This window comes from Paenibacillus sp. FSL P4-0184 (genome assembly GCF_038004625.1).
Lineage (GTDB): Bacteria > Bacillota > Bacilli > Paenibacillales > Paenibacillaceae > Paenibacillus_AQ.
This window is the reverse complement of record NZ_JBBORN010000001.1, coordinates 4,889,022-4,908,754: the sequence shown is the minus strand read 5'-3', so window position 1 is coordinate 4,908,754 and position 19,733 is coordinate 4,889,022. Positions and strand designations below refer to the sequence as shown.

Annotated in this window: 21 protein-coding genes; 8 read left to right on the top strand and 13 right to left on the bottom strand. The window is 43.9% G+C overall.

The window, feature by feature from the left end; translation table 11 throughout:
- Positions 1-223: 223 nt before the first annotated feature.
- Positions 224-1,843: an RNA polymerase sigma factor gene (locus MKY52_RS21665; RefSeq protein WP_341053272.1), complete on the bottom strand. Its 1,620-nt coding sequence runs from the start codon at positions 1,841-1,843 to the stop codon at positions 224-226.
- A 250-nt stretch (positions 1,844-2,093) separates the two neighbouring features.
- On the opposite strand from MKY52_RS21665, the gene MKY52_RS21660 reads away from it, so the two are divergent.
- Positions 2,094-2,846 carry a YdcF family protein gene (locus MKY52_RS21660; protein WP_341053271.1) on the top strand — a complete coding sequence of 251 codons (753 nt, stop codon included), beginning with the start codon at positions 2,094-2,096 and terminating at the stop codon, positions 2,844-2,846.
- On the opposite strand, the gene ybaK is transcribed toward MKY52_RS21660, so the two are convergent.
- From ybaK to MKY52_RS21635, 5 genes are all read right to left on the bottom strand, one after another.
- Positions 2,835-3,308: a Cys-tRNA(Pro) deacylase gene (gene ybaK, locus MKY52_RS21655; protein ID WP_341053269.1), complete on the bottom strand. Its 474-nt coding sequence runs from the start codon at positions 3,306-3,308 to the stop codon at positions 2,835-2,837. The genes MKY52_RS21660 and ybaK overlap by 12 nt on opposite strands.
- A 96-nt stretch (positions 3,309-3,404) precedes the next feature.
- Positions 3,405-3,656: a YolD-like family protein gene (locus MKY52_RS21650; protein ID WP_042189285.1), complete on the bottom strand. Its 252-nt coding sequence runs from the start codon at positions 3,654-3,656 to the stop codon at positions 3,405-3,407.
- Positions 3,657-3,742: 86 nt separating this feature from the next.
- Complete coding sequence (locus tag MKY52_RS21645; protein ID WP_341053268.1) at positions 3,743-4,561, bottom strand: SPL family radical SAM protein; 819 nt, start codon at positions 4,559-4,561, stop codon at positions 3,743-3,745.
- Entirely contained in the window at positions 4,558-5,091 is a 534-nt protein-coding gene (locus MKY52_RS21640; protein ID WP_076300618.1) for a methylated-DNA--[protein]-cysteine S-methyltransferase, read from the bottom strand. Before MKY52_RS21640 ends, MKY52_RS21645 begins: the two co-directional genes overlap by 4 nt.
- The gene (locus MKY52_RS21635) at positions 5,081-5,743 is read right to left on the bottom strand and encodes a bifunctional transcriptional activator/DNA repair enzyme AdaA (RefSeq protein WP_341053267.1); all 663 of its coding nucleotides are present in this window, start codon (positions 5,741-5,743) and stop codon (positions 5,081-5,083) included. Before MKY52_RS21635 ends, MKY52_RS21640 begins: the two co-directional genes overlap by 11 nt.
- 170 nt (positions 5,744-5,913) lie before the next feature.
- Between MKY52_RS21635 and MKY52_RS21630 the strand changes: the two genes are divergently transcribed.
- On the top strand, positions 5,914-6,453 hold the full coding sequence (locus tag MKY52_RS21630; RefSeq protein ID WP_341053266.1) for a MerR family transcriptional regulator: 540 nt from the start codon (positions 5,914-5,916) through the stop codon (positions 6,451-6,453).
- A 107-nt stretch (positions 6,454-6,560) separates the two neighbouring features.
- Here MKY52_RS21630 and aspA read toward each other — a convergent pair whose 3' ends face one another.
- Together aspA and MKY52_RS21620 are read right to left on the bottom strand one after the other, a co-directional pair.
- Complete coding sequence (aspA, locus tag MKY52_RS21625; RefSeq protein ID WP_042128747.1) at positions 6,561-7,985, bottom strand: aspartate ammonia-lyase; 1,425 nt, start codon at positions 7,983-7,985, stop codon at positions 6,561-6,563.
- Positions 7,986-8,282: 297 nt separating this feature from the next.
- Positions 8,283-9,959: a hypothetical protein gene (locus MKY52_RS21620; protein WP_341053265.1), complete on the bottom strand. Its 1,677-nt coding sequence runs from the start codon at positions 9,957-9,959 to the stop codon at positions 8,283-8,285.
- 235 nt (positions 9,960-10,194) lie between these two features.
- Here MKY52_RS21620 and kduI point away from each other — a divergent pair, with 235 nt between their 5' ends.
- From kduI to kduD, 3 genes are read left to right on the top strand one after another with little or no spacing between them, the layout of a single operon-like run.
- Positions 10,195-11,028, top strand: a complete 834-nt coding sequence (gene kduI, locus MKY52_RS21615; RefSeq protein ID WP_076286208.1) for a 5-dehydro-4-deoxy-D-glucuronate isomerase — start codon at positions 10,195-10,197, stop codon at positions 11,026-11,028.
- 34 nt (positions 11,029-11,062) lie between these two features.
- Positions 11,063-11,818 carry a DeoR/GlpR family DNA-binding transcription regulator gene (locus MKY52_RS21610; RefSeq protein ID WP_076286209.1) on the top strand — a complete coding sequence of 252 codons (756 nt, stop codon included), beginning with the start codon at positions 11,063-11,065 and terminating at the stop codon, positions 11,816-11,818.
- A gap of 43 nt (positions 11,819-11,861) precedes the next feature.
- A complete protein-coding gene (gene kduD / locus MKY52_RS21605; RefSeq protein WP_042189303.1) occupies positions 11,862-12,620 on the top strand; it encodes a 2-dehydro-3-deoxy-D-gluconate 5-dehydrogenase KduD in 759 nt (252 codons plus the stop codon).
- Between the two features lie 45 nt (positions 12,621-12,665).
- Here the strand turns inward: kduD and MKY52_RS21600 are convergent, their stop codons facing one another.
- Positions 12,666-13,100: a DUF5301 domain-containing protein gene (locus MKY52_RS21600; RefSeq protein ID WP_341053264.1), complete on the bottom strand. Its 435-nt coding sequence runs from the start codon at positions 13,098-13,100 to the stop codon at positions 12,666-12,668.
- Positions 13,101-13,105: 5 nt separating this feature from the next.
- Positions 13,106-13,627 (bottom strand): hypothetical protein, encoded by a 522-nt coding sequence (locus tag MKY52_RS21595; protein WP_341053263.1) that lies wholly within the window; start codon positions 13,625-13,627, stop codon positions 13,106-13,108.
- A 142-nt stretch (positions 13,628-13,769) separates the two neighbouring features.
- Between MKY52_RS21595 and MKY52_RS21590 the strand changes: the two genes are divergently transcribed.
- Positions 13,770-14,420: an NUDIX hydrolase gene (locus tag MKY52_RS21590; RefSeq protein WP_341053262.1), complete on the top strand. Its 651-nt coding sequence runs from the start codon at positions 13,770-13,772 to the stop codon at positions 14,418-14,420.
- On the top strand, positions 14,417-14,965 hold the full coding sequence (locus MKY52_RS21585; RefSeq protein WP_341053261.1) for a GNAT family N-acetyltransferase: 549 nt from the start codon (positions 14,417-14,419) through the stop codon (positions 14,963-14,965). The genes MKY52_RS21590 and MKY52_RS21585 overlap by 4 nt, the downstream gene beginning before the upstream one ends.
- 41 nt (positions 14,966-15,006) lie before the next feature.
- Here the strand turns inward: MKY52_RS21585 and MKY52_RS21580 are convergent, their stop codons facing one another.
- Positions 15,007-17,082 carry a beta-galactosidase gene (locus MKY52_RS21580; RefSeq protein WP_341053260.1) on the bottom strand — a complete coding sequence of 692 codons (2,076 nt, stop codon included), beginning with the start codon at positions 17,080-17,082 and terminating at the stop codon, positions 15,007-15,009.
- A gap of 282 nt (positions 17,083-17,364) precedes the next feature.
- Here MKY52_RS21580 and MKY52_RS21575 point away from each other — a divergent pair, with 282 nt between their 5' ends.
- Positions 17,365-18,144 carry an AraC family transcriptional regulator gene (locus MKY52_RS21575; RefSeq protein ID WP_341053259.1) on the top strand — a complete coding sequence of 260 codons (780 nt, stop codon included), beginning with the start codon at positions 17,365-17,367 and terminating at the stop codon, positions 18,142-18,144.
- Between the two features lie 138 nt (positions 18,145-18,282).
- Here the strand turns inward: MKY52_RS21575 and MKY52_RS21570 are convergent, their stop codons facing one another.
- Positions 18,283-18,834, bottom strand: coding sequence for an NADAR family protein (locus tag MKY52_RS21570; RefSeq protein ID WP_341053257.1), 552 nt, complete (start codon positions 18,832-18,834; stop codon positions 18,283-18,285).
- Positions 18,831-19,724 carry an NUDIX hydrolase gene (locus tag MKY52_RS21565; protein ID WP_341053256.1) on the bottom strand — a complete coding sequence of 298 codons (894 nt, stop codon included), beginning with the start codon at positions 19,722-19,724 and terminating at the stop codon, positions 18,831-18,833. Before MKY52_RS21565 ends, MKY52_RS21570 begins: the two co-directional genes overlap by 4 nt.
- Positions 19,725-19,733 lie beyond the last annotated feature (9 nt).

Sequence of the window (19,733 nt, the reverse complement as noted above, 5' to 3'; positions counted from 1 at the left end):
CAGATTTATACTTAAACTATCCTGCCCATAAGTTGAACAAAGGGCTACCTCTTGGCAGCCCTCTCATTATTGAACTAAAGTTCTCAGTTTGTTGAGCAACTTGTAACTGCAATCATCTTAATCGCCTTTTATTAAATCGTTCTTAGCTAAATCGAAGGCTACTGCGAGATATCTTCACATTGCTGCATTAAAGAATATTTCATTTTCTTCGATTAATTTGAAGCTAGCTTTGATTCATGAACATGATTGTAGAAATGCCTTTTTTACGATGCGGATCAGGTACTTTTAACATACCGATGTCGACTAAATGTTTGAGTACGAAGGCGAGTATGGTTCCAGATGCCATGCAGTTCTGTGACCAGTAACGCACATATTTATGTGCATGATCTGGTTGTCCTTCGAGGTTCACTTGATAAACAGCTTGATCCAATTTCGTGGCGGCTTCTTTGATTCGTTCGGACGGTTGCGGAATCGCCGCATGCAGACGTTCTCCTGTTTGCTTATCCTTGCAATAAACAATGTTAACTTCAAGGTCAGATTCCGTTCTCAGCAAATATTGTTTATCGAAAAGACGGCGATAGGCATCAATGTTTACATCGTTTTGCGGTAAATCTCCATTGATCACATGCATCAGACTGATGAAATCCGAACTCAGATTGTCTCGCCAACTGTCCTTCCTGCCACACCACCACGTATCGACCTGCCATGCCTTTAGTGCAAACTCATCGGAATCCCTATTCATATCGCCACTATAATAATATTGTTTAGGATCAAAACTGACGTCAAACTCTCTCTGAATCGTTGCATGAGCGGCGTAATGGCCGCCATCTTTGCGGCTGACGGAAACCTCTTCATGGCTAACCCTATTGAGTTCTTTGAAGCTCAATTGATTACCAGCATACGGAATGAGACTCCACAACAGTAGATTGACATCGCCGCCAGGAATATAGACACCCGTCTCTTGGAACACTTCACCCATCGAGAAAAACGTCTTGAAATAATGCTCGACTGCAATCTCTGCATATTCTTTGAACAATGGGTACAGTACCTCGCTTTTCATTGGGGACGGATCTTCTATGTACATATTGGTACGATACTTTCTACCCGGTAGTTTATCCATGAATCCGTATTCTTCCAGTAATTCGATTTCATCCTCTATAAATACAGGTGAAATGCCCAGCTCTTCAGCAATTTCATTAATCGTGAGTGGCTTGTGATACGTTGAAAAAGCAATGTTTTGTCTAATCGCCGTCGCTAAAAAGTCAGAGGTGTCGCCTTTGTTTCCTGGGGATCCGTTATGCCCTAAACCTGTCATGCGAATCGGGTTGATGCCGAGATTACCCATTGATCGAATGGTGTTCATTTTGTGTTTCAGCTCCTTTTTCGCTTCGAATAAATGCCATTTGATTGTGCCGCTAGAAAGACCCATCTCAGCCGCGATTTCACTAATTTTCATTCCACCGTAATAGTACTTGATAACGATTGCCCGTTGCTGGTGAGATAAAAAAGCTATTTCCCGCCGCAAAGCGCCAGCCGTTTCTTGACGAATGATCTCGTCGAAACCCTGTTCTCTGGACATCACCTCTTGGTCATCAATCCGCATTTGGTTAGAAGCTTTGACTTTCTCGCCTACGAATTTTGCCCATACATAATGCGCAATCTTAAAGACGTAACTGTTCAGATCCAAGAAGTCTGATTTTTTAAGAAGCGCTTGGTATACTTCCAGTGTAATTCTTCCCGCCAGCTCCTCGGCTTCGGCGATCTTTCCCGTTTTGTTCAAAGCAAAACCATATAATGGCTTGATGAAATCCTCGATGACACGGTCAGCATGTTGTTTATTCATGTTCTAAAAGCTCCTTCTTATCGGTGGCACTTAAATATATACTGCAGCGAAAACGAAAAAGGTTGGGGAGTTTAGGGAAAATTTATTCAACTATCCTTCCCTTTAACTTAATGCCGCTCCCAATCTAGTTCTAGATTAGGCTTCTCATCAAATAAAAAAAGACCGTTTCGGTCTTTTGTGCAACTTCGAACACCCCAACTCATGTTACAATACAACCTGAACTCATACTTTACGAAGGCGGTTGATACTGTTGATTTACATCATCAAATTTGTATACAGCTTTGTGCTTCCTCCAGGACTTTTCATCCTACTTCTGCTCGGTCTTGTCATTTGGTTATGGAAAAAGAACCGTCGTCCTGCGCTTGTCCTGCTTGGCGTTACACTGCTTATGTATTTCTCCATGACTTCCTTAGTCAGCGATGCGTTAATCGGAGGTTTAGAACGAAAATATCCTCAACCGGATACATTGCAAGGAGATGTCATCGTTGTGCTTGGTGGAGGTGCAAGCTCTGGGACACCGGATATTGATGGCGAGGGCAACTTATATGGATCAGCAGCGAATCGGCTAATTACAGCTGTACGACTACATAATGCAAGTGGTTTACCCATCCTATTCTCTGGTGGACAAGTCTTCTCCGACAGCGGCAATGAAGCGGATATCGCCAAAAGACAACTCCTTGGACTCGGTGTCCCCGAAGAGGATATCCTGACCGACAATCAATCTCTTAACACGGAGCAGAATGCTGTAAACACCGCCGCAATCCTACAAGCGAAGGGACTTAAGCGTCCTGTACTAGTCACATCAGGGTTTCATATGCCCCGCTCGATGCAGCACTTCAAGAATGCAGGGCTAACAGCTCAAGCTTTTCCTACAGATTATATCGCCAGTGCTGAATTTTCGTTGCAACCCTCAAAGTTCACTCCTTCGCCAGGAGCCATCTCGACTACAGGCACAGCCTTGAAGGAGTATTTAGGTCTTCTTGTTGCTCATCTATTTAATTAGATCTGTGAATTTTGCATTTGTTACCCCTGCAAGAAGCTGCGGTGATACATCCATTTGTTGACCAATTTTTCCGGCGCTAACGGCTATCGTTTCCTGACTTTCTGCGCTGCTATCAATGAACGTTGGATATAGCTTTTTCATACCGACTGGTGAACATCCACCACGGATATAACCCGTCCACTTCTGCAAGTCCTTCACTGGCAGCATCTCAATCTTTTTCTCTCCGGCGGCCTTGGCCGCCTTTTTGAGATCCAGCTCCTCAGCAACCGGTATAACAAATACATAAAGATTTGCTCCGCTATGAGCAACCAAAGTTTTAAAAACCGTCTCTGCCGCCTTTCCAATCTTCTCCGCAACTGCCGTACCATGGATTAGTCCATCCTCGTTGTCATAAACAAACACTTCATATTCAATTTTCTTCGCATCTAGCATTCGCATCGCGTTGGTTTTGGTTACTGCCATATCTGATCTACCTCTCTTTAATCTATTCGATACTATATGGTCAAAGAGGCCCCAAAGCCAACATGGCTCACAGGACCTCTTATTGCTGCGTTCCCATTAATCTCTGGGATAATTAACTTGCATAATATCCATAAACGGAACTTTTTCGATACCTTCGTTTTTACTGATGTGTACTTTTCCAGTCCGCGAGTCCATTTCTACAATCGTTCCGCGCACCTGTTCTTCTTTTCCCCATACGGTCAATAAAATCTCAGAACCTTCTTGCTTGGCTTCAACTAACTGATTGCCTAGCTCCTCAAGTACAAATTCATCTCTTGTGGGCCGCTTGGCCACTTTTGCTTTTGCCACTCTACTCCTCCAATAAGCGATTACAGGTATTAAGTATTTTAAAATACTAAGTATGAATGCTCTCGTTTATTATATCATGTTTCAGTTTAAGGCTCGAACCCCTTCTGGCTCAAGAAAAGCTCATCTTCATAAAAAACACTCCGGAGTCCATCGTACACCCTGCGATAAGCCGCCGGATCGTACCATTCTTCCAATTGCAGCTCTTCATAAAGGGAATAAACACCTAATCTCCGTGTCCGTTTGCCCCCACTGCCATCTCCCATAAAATAATCGTCGATACAGACCCTATCCACCAAACCCCTTAGGATCTCTGGAAAAGAAGTGCTGCTTGGCAATACCGGAGCGATGGTTGCTTGAACAGGAATGCCCGCTTCACGCAGTAATTTCAGTGTCTTTAATCTTGCAGAAATGGGCGGAGCACTTGGTGTGAATTTTTTGCGAATATCTTCACGATCCGTCTCTACAGTCATACTCACGCGAACCTTGTCTTCTAAGCGTAATAATAAATCTATATCTCTGCGTACGAGCGGACTGCGCGTCTGCACGAACAGAAAATCGGGCGGGGACTCCACCATAACCTCCAGCAAAGCTCTTGTTACCTGCTCCTTGTGCTCTATCGGTTGGTATGGATCTGTACTAGAGGACATAAAAATGGAGACCGGTCCTTTGGACTTTGCTTTCTGGAGTTCTTTGCGTAAGATAGCTGCAGCTTCTTGTTTGACATCTACCCACGTTCCCCATTCCTCTTGGCGAAACAGTGAAACAGGCATTTGACGCACATAACAATAAGAACAGCCATAAGTACAGCCGGTATATGGGTTTAAAGAATGACTATATCCGTTCAGATAACCCGTCCCTTTATTTAGTAAGGTCTTTGGGGTTTTGTACTGGATCTCAATATTCATAATTCTAGAGCACTCTTTCCACTTTCCAAATTAAGCAGCCTAGTCTTCATCTCTAATCCCCCGCGGTAGCCAGTTAATGTTCCATTCTTGCCAATGACTCGGTGGCAGGGCACCGTAATTAGTATCGGATTTGCACCTATGGCCGTCCCTACCGCGCGTACTGCAGCAGGTTTTTGAATATGTGTGGCGATGTCCGAATAAGACCACGTTTGTCCATATGGGATTTCACATAACGCTTTCCACACCGCGAGTTGAAATGGAGTCCCACGATAGTCAAAAGGAATGCTGAATGCCTGCCGTACCCCTTGCAAATATTCGATCAGTTCCTGTACAAATGGAACCATTTTCTCATCGTCCTGCACCAGTTTACTTTCAGGAAATCTACGGCTGATCCAGTCACTCATTTCTTCGAATGGCTTCTGCTGCGACCCCACATAACTTAATCCTTTCTCCGACGCTGCGATATAGAAACTCCATTCCTTATAAGCTAGCAATGTCCAGTATATGATTGCACTTGGTCTACTCTCCATTTTTCTGTACCTCCAAGAATAATTCAGAATGATTCGTTAATTCTAATTTGTTAAGCTGTCGATACTTCATTGGGGTAAGCCCCGTCTTTTTCTTAAATAAGGTAATAAAATACGACGTATTTGGCAGACCCACATGTAATCCAATATCAGCTACATCCCGATCCGTGGTAACCAAATATTCAGATGCCTGATCGATTCTCTTTTGCTGTATATAATCCACTGGAGTGATTCCCGTTACTTTCTTGAAGGTTCGATGCAGATGATAAGGGCTTCCATGACAGACTTCTGCCAGCGTTTCAAGAGTAAGAGGTTCATGATAATGTTTGTCGATATATTCAGTCATTACAGCCACCCATTCCTTATCCGGCAGCCGCTCACCCGTTGGTTTGCATCTTTTACAGGGACGAAATCCAGATTCTAATGCTTGTTCTGCATTTTGAAAGATACGTGTATTCTCTCGATTAGGTGCTTTGGACTTGCAGGAAGGTCGGCAAAAGATTCCCGTAGTCTTCACTGCATAAAAGAATTTTTCGTTATAAGCTGCATCATTTTGCAAAATAGCCTGCCATTGCTCCTCAGTCATCTTATCCACTTCTCCACTCTTATCCATACGATTCACCTCTAAACCAAGTATACCCCGCTTCAGGGTCATCTGTACTCATTCTAGAATGTAAAAGCAAGATAGTGAGATACAAGAATGGTGAGATTGCTCGTAATTACACTTTGTTTATCGAATCCGCACTTCCTTTGTCAACCTTGCAGGGAGCAGCAATTGAACAACGAATTACTCATAACATGACTACCTGAACTGGAGGAATCAAAATGGAAATTCTGAAAACAAAGGATGCCGCAGAGTTGCTGTCCGTTAGCCAGACTACGATCAAACGTTGGGCTGCTATGTTCCCTGATTTTTTTCCAAAAGACCGGTTTGGCCACTATACATTCTCAGAGCAGCAAATCAGCTTGCTTAGTCATATTAAAGACCGCATTAATCACGGAGATCCACTAGAGAGTATTCAATTAACTGACTCGAATGGAAAGCAGATGTCCACGTCACCGCAAGATCCACTTCATCCCACAGACGCTGAGCCTATGCAAGATATATTATCCCGGATTCATTATATTGAACGTACACTCGATCAAAAAGCCGACGAAGTAGTCATGATACAGTTGCTTCAGCAGCGTGAGGAGCTTGAGGATCTGCGGATAATGATCAAACAATTAGCGGCAACCCTAGAACCAATGCAAGTTTCAAAAGGCAACGCCTTCACATCTAATGAAGCTTCCCATCCCGTTACTACTGCAAGGTTGCCCTCTCCACCGAGAAAACGTGGTCTATTACGCTCATTCTTCTTCCTGTAAGCCTGAAACACAAAAAGAACCTACTTCTAACAAACGTTGAAGTAGGTTCTTTTTAAATATCGTAGGACATGGATGACAAAGTCAGCGATTAACGGTTAGGTAATCCCCTATTGCTTCTGCAATAAAGCTGAGCCTGCGATTCCTGGATGCGTCATTTCGTATGGGTCCAGAATCAGATTGAGCTCTTCCTCGGATAACACATTATACTTAAGGCACAATTCACGAACAGATTCTCCTGTCAAAATCGCCTCACGAGCAATACGTGAAACCACTTCGTAGCCCAAATGTGGGTTAACCGCAGTAATGATTCCGACACTCCGCTCCACATCCCGCTCTAGCTTCTCTTTATTGGCTTCAATACCAGCCAGACAGAAATCTGTGAAGACTTGGAAGGAGTTGTTCATGATGCTGATGGACTGAATGAGATTAAACACTAGAACTGGCTCCATAACATTTAGTTCCAGTTGACCCGCTTGGGAAGCCAGACAGATTGTATGGTCATTTCCTATCACTTGAAAAGCTACCTGATTGATGACCTCTGCCATAACCGGATTAACTTTACCTGGCATAATGGAGGAACCAGGCTGGCGAGCAGGTAGTGAAATTTCATTAAACCCTGTCCGCGGGCCGGAGGCCATGAGTCGAAGATCATTAGCAATCTTGGACATGTTCATCATACAGACCTTTAGCGCAGCAGATACTTCTGTGTATGCATCTGTATTTTGCGTAGCATCCACAAGATGATCTGCAGTAACTAGCGGCAATCCACTTATTTCAGCCAAATGCTCTACAACCACTTCGATATATCGAGGGTCAGCATTTAATCCAGTTCCTACAGCCGTTGCCCCCATATTCACTTCATACAAATGATGACGTGTATGTTCAATACGTTTGATATCTCTCTCAAGTACTCTGCGATAAGCCTCGAACTCTTGGCCCAGACGAATCGGCACTGCATCTTGTAGATGCGTGCGTCCCATTTTTATAACCGGATCGAATTCCTTGGCTTTGTCTGCAAACACCTCATGCATTCTGCGCATAGTAACAAGCAGTTGTTCCAGAAGAGAAAGCGTCGCAATATGAATAGCCGTCGGAAATGCATCATTTGTAGACTGCGCCATATTCACATGAGAGTTGGGACTTAAATGACGATAGTCTCCTTTTTCATGACCAAGCAGCTCTAATGCTCGGTTAGCAATGACTTCATTGGCATTCATATTTAACGAGGTACCTGCACCACCCTGTATAGGGTCTACAATAAATTGTTCGTGCCATTGACCTTCGATGATCTCATCTGCTGCTTTCACAACAACTTCTCCAAGCCCACGATAGAGCCTGCCGATTTCCATATTTGCAAGCGCAGCGGCTTTCTTTACGATCCCCATCGCTTTGATTAATTCATTGTGCACTCTATAACCCGTAATTGGAAAATTCTCTACTGCGCGTAATGTCTGAATCCCATAGTATGCGTTCTTATCTACTTGTTTGCTGCCTAGAAAATCATTTTCCACACGAAATTCAGTTCCTGTCACAGTAAATCCCTCGCATTCTTTGAGTTAGGTTTGAACGGATTTAAGAAAGCGCATTCATTCATACGTCTCACTTAGATATTAACCTTTATTGTGATAAATGTCTCTCATAAAATTAGAGATTAATGTAATTAATTTCAAATAAGATTACGAAAGCCTTGCCCTTAAAGGAAAGCTGGTTTTTATTAGGAGTAAATTTCCAAATGAAGCTATAGCATAGTATGCGCATTTATAATATAAAAAAGCCGACCTTAAGGTCGACTCCATCCAAACTTAACTCACAACTATGTTGAGTTCTTATTAAACCGTATAGTTCTCCAAAGAGATCTTCACACCATTCAGCAAAGCTCGCGGTTGCTCTGACTCACTCACCATACTCAAATGCAATCTTTCGCCATTACTGGTCGTATAATGAGCCGACAATCCGTCTCCCATCTCAAAGTGTGGTTCATTATGGGCCATAGCTATTACGAATGCATCCAGTCCGATGATGCCACGCTCTGCAGACTCCTTAACACCGATCGCCTCAACGATCACCCCACCCGGCATCCCTTGAACGGTTACCTCAATGTATCCCGGACGTTCCTGTAGTTGGTACGATTGAGATAAATATATTGCGAAATAGACATCCCCAACCTGACCGAATAAGGCATTCGGGTCTTGCATCCACTCCCCATGAGGAAGAACACCGATGATCGTATTCTTTTCCCCCTGAGGAATGGGAAATAAAGAAATAACTACATTCTTGTGATAGAGGACCTCCATATAACGGCTCTGATGGCGTGGATCTCCCTCATTGTAGCCTTGACCTGGATGGAAGAAATATAGCTGGTTGGACCCTCCTTCTCCATTCACAGGCAGAGAGAAAGCCCAACGGAGCTGTTCATTATCAAATTCCTCTACCCGTTCCCACATCCCGCCTGCTGCAAAATCCTCAGTAATATAGGCATAAGAATGAAGTAACGGTTGAGCGTTCGGATCTGTTGGGACTACCTTCTGTGTAATCTTGGTGGTTTCCACTGGCGTCCGGCGATTCATCGCAGCTGTTAAAGCCTCATCTGGTGCTTTATAGAATAGGAGTCCAGCGTATTCCGTGCGTGGCATTGCCTCTGAAAGCTTGAAGTCCCCGAACTGAACATAGTCATGAAGCACATTAGCATCCCCTGGTACATCATGTGGCCAACCTCTAGAATGTGCACCCACCCAAGCTCCACGCAAATAAAACTCTGCTCTTACCTTCCAAAGATGATCAAGCATGTCTTTAAGAGTAGTTATTAAATCCGTATCTTCTGTCGGGACAAGCTCCAAAGCGCAGGTAAACGCTTGTATCCAATGCCAGAACCACGGGAGACTGCCGTATTCTGGCATACCCTTAGAGCGGATGTATGTCAATGTGGCCTTCAAACTTTGACGACCATCCTCAACGAGCACATCATCTGCAAACATAGTGCCAAAAATCAGCTTTGCTGCTGTATATTTCGCTTCATGATGCCCAAAAGTGATTACCGGCTTACGGTAGAAATCACTCCGATAAATGTGTCCAAATGCTGTATTCAGGACAATGCGAAGTTGAGCGTTTAGTGCTCCACCATATCTTTTGCAAAAGTAGGCCATCAGACTGCCCATAATTTCTACAGGCAATTCATGCGGCGAAGCCTCACGTGGAACCGGATTCAATCCAAGTGGCCAGTGCCCGTATAGCTCCGTGCCAGGTTGACGATTCTGTAGCATTAATGTCTCTAGTAGCACATCCTGTGCTTTCTGTTTCGCTTCTTCCCGGTCAAAAGGCAACGACAAAGAATCATCTACTGCAGCTGCAAAAAGATATGAGGCATAATAAAAGTTATTTCGCACATCATCGTGGAACCAGAGTCCACTCTCAAGCAGAGGCCGTCTCTGCGCTTCCAGCGCTATACTTATAATGATTTCTTGTTGACGGTCCTGATAAGTACTCTGAATACCATTAGACTCCAGCATTCAAGTTCAACCTCCCACATCTCAATTTTCAATAGTATGATAACAACCCTATAAATGAGAACTAAGCATTTTAGATCTATTGTGCACACTTTTCGTTCATTTGGCAATTATTAAAACTTATAAATAAACTAAAATGAACCAATACCTAAAAATAAACACTTGTAATATGAACGTAAATGGAGTAAATTGTACCTATACGAACGAAAATATGCTTGTGAAGGAGATTGAATATTCCATGGAAAGACGTTTTGCATCCCATCCTAATGAAGTTAAGCAGTTTGACACTGAGCGCCTCCGTAAGGAATTCCACATTCCTGTCATTTTTGCACCAGATGAACTGAAACTTGTACTTACCCATGAGGATCGCATGATCGTTGGCGGTGCTAATCCTGTTAAGGAAGAAGTTGCACTTACAACTGACCTTAAAGAACTTGGGGTTACTTACTTCTTGGAACGCCGTGAGCTGGGGATCATCAATGTTGGCGGTAAAGGTTCGGTTATTGTCGATGGTACAGAATATGAAGTAGATTTCAAAGAATGTCTGTATGTCGGTCAAGGTTCTAAAGATGTTATCTTCAAAAGTGCAGACGCTTCCAAGCCCGCTAAATTCTATTTGAATTCTGCGCCTGCTCACCAGTCCTATCCAACTACCAAAACCACTCTGGCTGAATCCGAATCTGGTGCGATGGGCGGTTTGGAGAACTCCAATGAGCGTACCATTCATCGGTTCATTCATACAAATGGCGTACAAAGTGCTCAGCTAGTTATGGGTATGACTCAACTGAAGCCAGGTAGCATGTGGAATACGATGCCAGCACATACACATCCACGCCGGATGGAAGCTTATTTCTATTTCGATCTACCGGACGATTCCGTTGTGTTCCACTTGATGGGAGAGCCTAATGAAACTCGCCATATCGTAATGCAAAACGAACAAGCGGTTATTTCTCCAAGCTGGTCCATACACAGTGGTGTTGGTACTCATAACTATACTTTTATCTGGAGTATGGCTGGCGATAATAAAAGATATGATGATATGGACCCCGTATCCATGAAAGAACTACAATAGAGATAAATCAATTACGGAAAGCTGAGGCAAGCGGATGAACCCGATACGACGACATGAGATGATTATGGAAGTTATGCTGAACCAAAAAGATGTAACGGTGAATGAACTGAGCGATAAGCTACAAGTTACAGGAAAAACAATTCGTGAGGATTTAAGCAAGCTGGAGGAGCAAGGACTGATCGTACGTGTACATGGCGGAGCTGTGCTGGCACAAAGCGACCAGTTTGGTATTTTGCCCTCTAAGGATCCATTGGATAAGTATTCCGACGAAAAAACAGAGATCGCCTTGCGCGCGCTTGCTCATATTGAACAGGACGATATTATAGCTCTTGACGGCGGGAGCACAACGCTTGAAATTGCCCGACGCCTGGACAATATGCCTCTAACGGTAGTCACCAATGATGTATACATCATCAGCGAACTGGTTCCCAAAGATCATATTCGTCTCGTCGTTCCCGGGGGTTACCGTGTCCGCAATATGTTGGCCGGCCCTGAAGCCGTCTCCTATGTGCAACAACTTAATATTCAAAAAGCATTTCTGTCCTCGACAGCTGTTCATATCGAACATGGACTTTCTATTTATACAGGAGATTTAATTGAGTTTAAGCAAGCCCTTGTGTCTACTGCCCGTAAGGTGTTCGCGGTTGTGGATCATCATAAATTCGGCCAAACTGCGCTGCGTACATTCGCTTCTCTGCAGGAAGTTGACGTTATCTTGACAGATAAGGGACTCTCTCCCGAAACAGCAGAACAGTTCCGCAGTGCAGGCATTGCCATTGAATGTGAGTAATAACGGAATCAAATCCATTTAAATCAAAGGGGCGTAATTTATAATGTCATCATCATTATTCAGCTTGGCAGGTAAAACAGCACTCGTAACCGGTGCTGCTCAAGGTCTTGGACAAGGCATTGCCCTTGCCTTCGCAGAAGCAGGTGCGGATATTGCATCCGTATCGCTTAATACAAGTCAAGAAACCGTAAACGCTGCAAAAGCTTTTGGTGTAAAAGCGGTTAGCATCGAATCTGACTTAAGTGATCATAGCAACCTGCAAAACACATTTGACCAAGCACTTGAACTGACTGGTCATGTTGACATTCTCGTGAACTGTGCAGGAATGATCCGCCGTACTCCTGCAAAAGACCATAGTGAAAAAGACTGGTTCGATGTTATTAACCTGAACTTGAACACAGTGTTCCTTCTGTCTCAGATCGCTGGCCGCCACTTCCTGGAAAGAGGATCCGGCAAAATCATTAACATCGCCTCTATGCTCTCCTATCAAGGCGGAATCAATGTCCCTGGCTACACCGCGAGTAAGCACGGGGTTGCAGGTCTTACTAAAGCTTTTGCCAATGAATGGGCAGGCTCCGGTCTGAACATCAATGCGATTGCACCAGGCTACATGGCGACTGAAAATACAGCTCCAATCCGTGCTGACCAAAGCCGCTCGGATGCTATCTTAGATCGTATTCCAGCTGCACGTTGGGGAACACCTGATGATCTTAAAGGTCCTGCTGTATTCTTAGCTTCCGCAGCATCCGACTATTTGAATGGTCATATTCTTAATGTTGACGGCGGATGGATGGCTAGATAAATAACCTGAAATATTTAACCCGCTGCCTGTGGCAGCGGGTTATTTTTACTTAAACAATCTTGTAATGGATTCCCCATCAAATTTACTAGTAATCTTAAAATTTCCAGAGTGATACTTACTATTACTAGATCGATCGCTGAAATACAAGTAATCTGTGCCATAGAGTGTCATTCCAAAGCGCTGATCTTTATTTACATATATTCTTATCCAATAGGTCTCCGCAGGTCGTTCTGATGCTTCACTTCTTTTTAATTTCACGTCAGAAAACTCATGTATGATCTTTTCAATTTCTTTCGGGTCATCCACTTTAATTTCTTGTTCATTAGAACTCTTAAGAACTCTAATGGAGGTGATTTGAGTAGCATCGATTCGATCCAGTACAAGATTTTGAAATGAATTATAACTGTGATATAAGGGAACTCCATAAAGAAGCAGATTTATTACTATAAGAAACAATAAAAATAATTTACTTTTTTTCATAATTATTAGCCTTCTATCTCCACAAATTCTCCCGGATGTGCCCGAATATACTCGCCAATCAACCTGTGGCTATCTACGGCTATGTTCTTAAATCGTTCAAATAAACCACTCATCTCATTCAACAACTCAGGATCTCGATCGAGATCCGTGATGGTAGCATCAACCCACTGTATTCCAAGTCGATTGTTTCTTTCTTCGAGAAATGCCTTTGTTTCCTGAAGCAAAAGAATCATCGGATCATCGCCAAAAAATCGTATGCCTCCCATCACCCCTGTCCAATACCCCGGCAGGTCTTGCATGTAAGAAATCCAAGCATAATACTCCCCTTCGGAATTACGGCTGTGATCATGCATTACTCTGAACATACAAAGTGCTTTCTGTCCATCTGTGAGCTTTGAGATCACTTCGGATTTGATCGATGGTGATTTTGCGCGAATCTGCTGAAAGGTAGGCTCCATACAGGCCCATCCTAATCTTTCATCACTTAAAGTGTCCAAATCCTTCTGCTTCATGGTTACTAAATTCATTTAACTCCTCCTTTGATTAACATCCAAAAATATACATTTCATTCTAACGGTTGTCAATAAGAACCTACCTAACATTTAGGGTAATTCGAACGTTTTTATGATAGGCTTTAGAAAGAAAAAATCATCACAAAGGAGCTTTTCTATGCATAATGAGATACTTACCATTTTTGATGAAGCAGGCAACCGAACAGGTACGGCTCCACGTGAAGAGGTACATCGGTTAGGACATTGGCATGAGACTTTCCACTGCTGGTTTATAAGCAAAGATCAGGAAATACCCTATATCTATCTACAACTTCGGAGTGAACAGAAACAAGATTATGCGGGACTACTGGACATCACGGCCGCCGGACATTTGCTAGCAAACGAAACTGTAGAAGATGGAACACGCGAGGTTCATGAAGAGCTGGGACTGGATTTATCCTTAAAAGACCTGATCCCACTAGGGACAATTCCTTATAGTATGAAAAAAGAAAAACTTATCGATAATGAACGAGCGCATGTCTTTGTTTATAACAATCCCTATCGTCTAGAAGATTTTCAGCTACAAAAAGAAGAGGTCGCCGGCATTGTCAAAGCTAAGTTTTCTGATTTTCGCAGATTTTGGCAGGGAGCAATACATAGTCTACAAGTCAACGGTTTTCAAATCGATCCACACGGACATAGAATTACCATTCAGCAGGATGTAGAAATGACCCATTTTGTACCCCATGATGTGGGTTATTATACTCGTATCATCGAGGGTATCGAAGCTATATTTCTAAAATCATCAGTAGTAACGGAGGACAAATGATTATTGATCAACGAACATTTACCGTGAAAGGCATCCATTACACCATAAGATCTGCAATCACTGCGGATGCTATGATATTGTCCAAATTAAGAGTACAAATTGATGGTGAGACCGAGAATTTAGACAGAGAACCAGGGGAGGCTTTTATAGACGAAATAGAGTTTCAGCAGCTTATCCTATCTGATTCAGAGAAACTAAGAAACTTATTTCTAATCGCGGTAGTTAATAATCAAATCGTTGGGTTCTCTAGATGCGAAGGCCATTCATTAGCAAGATTCGCTCATAAAGTCGAGTTCGGAGTATGTGTGCTTCAGGATTATTGGGGTTATGGAATTGGAAAAAATCTTTTAGCAGAATCAATTGCTTGGGCCGACGCTAACGGTATCCAAAAAATCACTTTAAATGTCCTCCAAACGAACGACAAAGCTATCACCCTTTATCAGAAGCTTGGCTTTGAGATCGAGGGAATATTAAAAAATGATAAGATTCTTGCTGACGGAAAATTCTATAACACGATTATGATGGGACGATTTATGGATAGATAGTAAAAAGGCAGAACCTGAATTACTCAGGTCCTGCCTTCTTTTTATACTAACGATTTACGCTTCAACATTGCGAGATCATTTACAGCTAGATTCAGCACAGCCGGAGCTGCAGAACCTGAGCTCAAATCTGTATAATCCGCTCCATCTAATTGTACCGTTTGCGGACTGCCGCTGTAGTTTTGCACAAAAATATAATCACTGTCTCCATCCGTACGAAGCTGCGCTGTCACACCAGTTGGAAGCTCACTATCAAGCGCACGAGTAATTCCCGCTTTTGCAGTGATTGCAGCATACAATTCAACGTAGAAAGAGGCGTCTTTTACACGAGTAGCAAGATGATACGCATTTCCTTCACCGAAACGATTTACCGTAAGCGCTGGACGGCCAGCATAGAAATCGCTGCGATAAGTGCCTAATGCTTCCGCACCTTCCAAGTGGATCAGCTCAGCAATTTCATGCGCATCATAATCACCACTTAGATTAAGTGCATTGCTCGCCTGCATTACAACACCATTCAAATCACGGCTATGCAGCCCTTCGGTCTCTTCTGCCCAAATGCCGAGCGTTCTGCGTAGTGGTCCAGGGAATCCACCCAAATGACATAAATCCGTTTCATTAACGACACCAGACCAATAGGTTGCCAGGAAAGTTCCGCCCTGCTCAACAAACTTCTCGATGCGCTTTCCATTCTCTTCACTGATCAGATACAACATAGGTGCGATCACCAGCTTGTAAGCGGACAGATCATCCCCCGATCCGATCATATCAACTGGAATGCCTAGCTCCCAAAGGGCACGATAATGCTGTAGTACAGTCTCTTCATAACGCAATCCGGAATTACGAATGCCTTGTGCATCCTTGATCGCCCAGCGGTTGTCCCAATCAAAAATAATCGCTGTTTTTACTGGAGTTGATGTACCTACTACTTCTGTCATTCCCGCCAGTGTCTTACCTACTTCTGTAACGTCTTTAAACACTCGAGTCTCGGAGTGGCCGCTATGGTCAACAACTGCACCGTGGAACTTCTCACTAGAGCCCCGGCTTTTACGCCATTGGAAGTATTGCACAGAATCCGAACCATGTGCTACCGCTTGAAGCGAAGACAGCTTGTGCATGCCTGGACGCTTCAGCTTACTGACCGATTGCCAGTTCGTAAGAGATGGCGTGCTTTCCATGAGCAGGAACGGTTTCTTTTTAAAAGAGCGCATTAAATCGTAGTGCATTGCCGTCCATGCTGCCAGTCTAGCATCGTCACCATCTTCGGTATAATGCCATTCTGGATAAGCATCCCATGAGACAACATCCAGAATTTTGGCTAGTTCGCGATAATCAATGCCATCGATCATATGCATATTCGTTGTAATTGGCAACGCTGGATTGTATGGGCGAACAGTATTGATCTCATGCTGACAGAAATCAATCGTCCGTTCGCTGACAAACCGCCGCCAGTCGAGATTCAAGCCATGTACTTGCGTCTCTCCATGTGGAGCCGGAGATTCAATCTGTGTCCATGAAGTGTAGGTATGACTCCAAAAAGTAGCCCACCAAGCATGATTCACCTCATCCAGACTGTTATTGTATTTGACCTTTAACCAATCTCTAAAAGCATTCTGACAAAGATCACAGTGACATTCGCCACCGAACTCATTCGAAATATGCCAACCGATAACCGCAGGATGCTGGCTATAACGTTCTGCTAGCTTCGCATTTAAAATCGCAGTCTTTTCCCGATACACAGGCGAGGTGAAGCAATGATTATGACGGAAGCCATGTAAATTGTGAACACGATTACGTTCCACTCTTAGAACTTCAGGGTACTTCTCAGACATCCAAGCAGGCCGTGCTCCACTTGGTGTTGCTAGAAATGCGTAAATCCCATTCTCAGCAAAAGAATCCAATACACTATCGAGCCAATCAAAAGTGAATACACCTTCTTCAGGCTCTAGGGATACCCAAGAAAAAATTCCGACTGACATCACATTACAATTTGCAAGCTTCATCAGACGAATATCCTCACGCAAAATTTCTGGGTACTTCAGCCATTGCTCAGGATTATAATCGGCACCGTGCAGCATCACTGGAGCTTTGCTGCTAATCGGGGAGTGTTTTTTAGTCATAATGTAAGATCATCCTCTCAATTCTGCCCATTTCTTAAATGGGACTATTCTCTGATGAGACGCTAGATGCTTAAGCTATCAAATTCACGAATCATCATTTATACTATTTATAATATAAGAAAATTCATCCCGATCAGTAGGAATATACTCTCGAAGTGATAGTACAAAATGAATATGAGGTGAATCATCCTGCTTCCTTTTTCACTGATAGAACTACCGCGCGACGCTGAGACGCTTCCCTTATATCCCTACTCTGTAGGTCGTCATATACAATTTCATCATGTGCGCCCTACAGGTTTTCCTGTTCATCAAATTTTTCTGATTCGTACCGGAACTGGGTTGTTTCGTGATCTGGAGAGCGGTACTGAAATCATACTAGAACCTGGAATGGCTTTCGCCTTCCCACCGGATCGAGGACACGAATATTATCCTACCTCACATGAACCATGGCATGTGGGTTTCATCGGAATCGAAGGGAGTCAGTCGCAGGGAATGCTGGAGGGGATTGGCCTTCTCCCTTATCTCCCTTTTCATCCTGCTCGTTTTGAACAATGTTGGGAGGAAATCGGAAAGATCTGGCATACGGTGAACAATCAGACGGCTAGTCGTCAAGACGAGCAAGGGATGGAGGATCTATCTATAACCCTATATCGATTACTTCTGATGTTACGTCGTTCTGAATCCATACACTCCTCAGGCAGTCGTTTAGAACTTGAGTCTGTGCGTAATGAAGCGTTGGCTAAAGCGGTTGAACTTATTAACGAACATTATACTGAGCCACTCCTTATCTCCAATCTAGCAGCTGCTGTGGGGTATTCCGTCCAGCATTTCCAGCGTCTATTCGTACAGGAATATGCCGTAACTCCACATAAATATCTACAGAATCTGCGACTAGAACGTGCGATACAGTTAATGACAGAGAATGCTGATATTCTCGTTCAGGATATTGCGATTCAACTGGGAATGGAGACGAATTATTTTATCCGAATCTTCCGAAATACTTATGGCTGTACACCTGGGGTGATGAAGCTTCGGCTTTTAGAGGGTGAACAAAAAAGATAACGAAATCCAAAGGGATATCGTTATCTTTTCATTTAAATATGGGACTACATCTTGTTGCATCACACTTAGAATCAGTTATCTCTCTTGCATCCAGAAGAAGGGCCCCTCTCCTTTCATCAATAACAATTCCGGTAGAAGTTAATCCCGCAGCAATTCGTCCCTCACTTCGGTCAGCACGAATCCAAGTAGGTTCCTACCCCGCCATTTTACGGGATTCTCCGCATCCGGATTGGACTGGCTCATGCCTATTCCCCAAATGCGATCCTGTGGGCTAGCTTCGACGAGAATACGGTTTTTCGTTGACTTGAGGTATTCGCCAAGCTTCGGATTCTGCGAAAATTTGGCTATATTTCCTCTTTTGACAATGTCATAGCATTCTTTATCCCAAGTGTCATTTTCGAAGTTTCTTACTGCACGCCCGTAGGCTTTCATCTCCTTGGGATGCTTAGCTTTAAGGATCGCGTCCAACATATCGTCATCTCCAAACAGTCTTGCTTTCTCGGACATCATAAACTGCTCGACACAGGAATACTCGATCCCCTCTATCACGAAAGGACTCATCCACCATTGGCTGAAGCAGCTTTTGTCGACGCCGTCGTGCTTTGGCGGTGTATGGCCCCAGAAGAACACAAACTTGAACGTTTTGCCCGCGATATAAGCTTTTCTTAACTGCTCTATATTGTATATCATTGATATTCCTCCATATTTCTCCGATATAAGCGGGAAGGACGGTGTCCCGCATTTTCAGTATAATGATCGGTCTCCGCTACGAGATCCGCTACTTTACGCCGGAATGCGGCTTTCAGCAGCTCTTTGTCTAAGATCACCTCATAAACCTGCTGTAGATCCGTCAAAGTGAAGAGACCCGGCATCAAGTTTAGCGCAATATCGGTGTAATTCACTTTTCCCCGCAGTCTCTCAATAGCGCAAGCTATAATCTTCGCATGATCAAAAGCCAATCCGTCATTTGATACAATGGAGTATGCGGTTGACGTAGAGGCCGACTTTGATGTCATCGTCCGACCCACAACTGCCGTAAACTCTTCTTCATCGCTACTTAGCTTGAGCTCGTATTCCTTCGTTTTCACATACCCATCCTCAATAATCTCTTTCCGCTCGCGCAGAAGCCGATAGGTTACCTTGAACCAGGCAGCATGGACAGCGTCATCTCCTGCTTTCAGCTGTACCTGATCACTGTTGATTAAGGCCATGTAGCTGCAGCTCATCACCCAGGTACGAGGGTCCCTTCCAACATCGCTGAAGGTGTACAACTGCTCCAAATAAACGTCATCCACACCGGTTTCCTCACTCAGCTCCCTCACCGCCGCCTGCTCTGTCGTCTCGTCCGGCCGGACGAAACCGCCTGGAAGTGCCCATTTGCCCAGGAACGGGTGACCTCCCCGCTGAATGAGCAGAATTCGCAGCTCTTTTTCCGGAAGCTTGCGGTAGCTGTCCGCCTCCGTGTTCGTAACGGTGAAAATGACCATATCCGCCGCCACAGAAGGCCGCTCGAAATCCCCGGCATGGTACTGCTCTAAAAATTGACGTTCCGTAAGTCCATCGCGATCCAACATATTCATGTATCCTTG